The 2705-nt window shown below is 56.1% G+C and carries 4 protein-coding genes and 1 pseudogene; 4 read left to right on the plus strand and 1 reads right to left on the minus strand.

Going from position 1 to position 2705, the window contains the following annotated elements; all coding sequences use genetic code 11:
• Positions 1-5: 5 nt before the first annotated feature.
• Positions 6-551, plus strand: coding sequence for a peptidylprolyl isomerase (locus ACIQ39_RS19210; protein WP_396436185.1), 546 nt, complete (start codon positions 6-8; stop codon positions 549-551).
• 6 nt (positions 552-557) lie between these two features.
• Here ACIQ39_RS19210 and ACIQ39_RS19215 read toward each other — a convergent pair whose 3' ends face one another.
• Positions 558-764, minus strand: a complete 207-nt coding sequence (locus tag ACIQ39_RS19215; protein WP_396436182.1) for a hypothetical protein — start codon at positions 762-764, stop codon at positions 558-560.
• Between the two features lie 178 nt (positions 765-942).
• On the opposite strand from ACIQ39_RS19215, the gene ACIQ39_RS19220 reads away from it, so the two are divergent.
• The 3 genes and pseudogenes from ACIQ39_RS19220 to ACIQ39_RS19230 form a co-directional block, all read left to right on the plus strand.
• Positions 943-1332 (plus strand): hypothetical protein, encoded by a 390-nt coding sequence (locus ACIQ39_RS19220; protein ID WP_396436183.1) that lies wholly within the window; start codon positions 943-945, stop codon positions 1330-1332.
• Positions 1333-1445: 113 nt separating this feature from the next.
• On the plus strand, positions 1446-2069 hold the full coding sequence (locus ACIQ39_RS19225) for a hypothetical protein (RefSeq protein ID WP_396436184.1): 624 nt from the start codon (positions 1446-1448) through the stop codon (positions 2067-2069).
• Positions 2066-2705, plus strand: a pseudogene (locus ACIQ39_RS19230) (type I secretion system permease/ATPase); the annotation flags it as partial. The gene ACIQ39_RS19225 and the pseudogene ACIQ39_RS19230, both read left to right, overlap by 4 nt.

Here is a 2705-nt window from a genome sequence, read left to right on the forward strand (position 1 = left end):
TGCCGTTGTCGGTCAAGGACACCGAAGGCAAGGTGGTGTTTGCCACCACCTTGACGGTGCCTAAGCCGCAGGTGGCTTTGGTGACTTCTATGGGCAGCATATTGTTTGAGCTGGACCCTGCCAAAGCGCCGGTTTCGGTGAACAATTTTTTGGGTTATGTGCGCCAGGGTTTTTACACCAACACCTTGTTTCATCGGGTGATCGCTGGGTTTGTGGTACAGGGGGGGGGCTACACCACGGGGCTGGTCAAAAAGTCGGGGCTGGCGGCGCCGATTGCCTTGGAGAGCAACAACGGTTTGTCCAATTTGCGGGGCACCTTGGCCATGGCCCGAACCAATGACCTTAACTCGGCCACGTCTGAGTTTTATGTGAATTTGGTGGACAACGTGGCTTTGGATACCTTGAATGGAGGGTACGCTGTGTTTGGCGCGGTGGTGCAGGGCATGGGGGTGGTGGATACCATCGCTTCGCAAACCACGGGCACGATGAATGGCATAGGTGATGTGCCTTTGTCAGAGGTGACGATCACCTCGGTCACGCAGGTGCGTTGAAGGGGTTCAGTAAACCCACAGCACGTTGTGGCCTGCCAAGGTGGCGCTGGCGGTGCCGACGATGAGCACCTCGCTGGCTTGGGTGCAGGTGTGCAGGTAGCAGCCCTCGTCCAGGGCAATCCAGCCGATGGATTCGGCTTCTATGTCTGCCAACTCGCGCCAAAATTCGGCTTCGATGTCGGCAGGGTGGGCGGGGCCGGTGATGGGCTGCATGGCAATGAGGGCGATGGCTTGAGGCTGTCTTGAAAACTGGCTTTATTGTATAGATGGCGGGCTGTGGTGACTGAAGGCGCCTAGGGCTGGCCTCAAGTTTTGGGGTTTGGCGACGATTCCAATCATTCACGGGGTGCTGACATGGTGTGCGGCGCTCCCAAACTGGGATACGTCAACAATGATGCGCCTTTTCTGGTCTGTGGTGGGTTTGCTGCTGTTGTCGGGCTGCGCCAGTTTTTTGCACGGTGATGTGCAGCCTGTTCAGGTGACGGTGCTGTGCAATGACCGGATGGTTCCAGCCGCTTGTGTGGCACAAAACGCCAAGGGGATGTGGCAATTTCAGGCTCCAGGCACTTTTCAGGTGCACAAGGATCTGACTTCTTTGCAGGTGGCTTGCAAGTCGCCCTTTTTCCCCGAGATCACGGCCACGGTGCCTTCCCGCTTGAACTTGTCGATGGCGGGGAACTGGTTGGTGGGTGGGCTGGTGGGGGCGGGTGTCGATGTGTATCGCGGTGCTGCCTTTGCTTATCACACCGATGTGCGCATTTCCTATCCGGTGTGCCAGTGATCGACTGCTTCAAGGACTGGACATGAAAAATCTTGGAGAGTGGATGCTCCAAGCTTATTTGCCAGATTAAGTTTGGGAATTTCATATAGGAATGAGGTATACTCGCTTCCTATATGAACTTTCAAATCCGTGTTCCCCTGAATACATCGCCCGAGCAGTACGCACGTTTGTGCGCGTTGCGGGTGGTGTTTGCGCAGGTTTGCAACCAGCTGGCGCCCAGCGTGAAGCATTCGCGTGTGTGGAATCGGGTGACTTTGCACCATTTGCATTACCACGCATTGCGTGCCCAATTCCCGGCCTTGGGTTCGCAGATGGTGTGCAATGCCATTTATGCGGTGTCCAAAATGGCTCGGCTTATTTACCAGCACCCCCAGAGTCCTTTCAATCCAGCGCTTAAGCCGGGCGCAGCTCTGCCGCTTTTGCGTTTTGCGGACAGTTGCCCAGTTTATTTTGACCGCCATACCTTGAGCATCAAGCCGGGGCAGTTGTCCTTGTTCACGATGGATGGGCGCATGCGCTTTGACTTGACGCTGGAGCCCGAGAAGTTGGCTATTTTTGAGCAGGCCAAGCTGCGCGAGATTGTGCTCAATGAGCGCACGGACAAGGTGTTTGAGTTGTCCTTTCATCTGGACACGATCGAGGCGGCCGAGCCTGACGCGCTGGCCGAACCTGTGGCGCAGGGCGCTGCTTCGGCTGCTTTGATTCCAGAATATGTTTCAGTTGAGGTGACGCCATGAAGGCTGGTTCTGCGGTTTCCGAATTGCGCATGGCGCTGTGGGAGAACAAGTTGGCATGGCGTCAGGCTGTGCTAATGAGTTTGGTGATTGGTCTGCTGGGCTTTACCCCCACGGTGTACATGCTGCAGGTGTATGAGCGGGTGGTGAACAGCCGAGATGTGATGACGCTGTTGATGCTGACAGTGGTCACCTTGGGGGCCTACGCAGTGATGGAGCTGATCGAGAAATTCCGCTCGCGTTTGTTGTGGGGAGCGGGCATCGAGTTTGAGTTGCGCATGGCCGACCGCGTGTACAACGCGATGTTTGACGGTCTGCTCAAAAAGCAAATGGGTGGTGCCTTGTCGGTGCAAAACGATTTCAAAAGCGTGCGTGAATTTTTCAACAACCCGGCGCTGGGGGCAATTTTTGAGTTGCCGATTGCGCTGGTGTCGCTGGTCTTGATTTTTGCCATCAATCCGCTGTTGGGCTGGGCGGCTCTGGTAGGTGCAGGTGCACAGACCTTGGTGACCTGGTTGATTCAACGTACGTCGCGCGAGCCTTTGCAAGAGGCGCAGCGCCGTTCGCAAGAGGCGCAGACCTATGCCGAGGCTTCTTTGCGAAATGCGCAGGTGATGGAGTCGATGGGCATGCTGGATG

Source organism: Limnohabitans sp. (assembly GCF_044361645.1).
In the GTDB taxonomy this organism is placed as follows: Bacteria; Pseudomonadota; Gammaproteobacteria; order Burkholderiales; family Burkholderiaceae_C; genus Limnohabitans_A.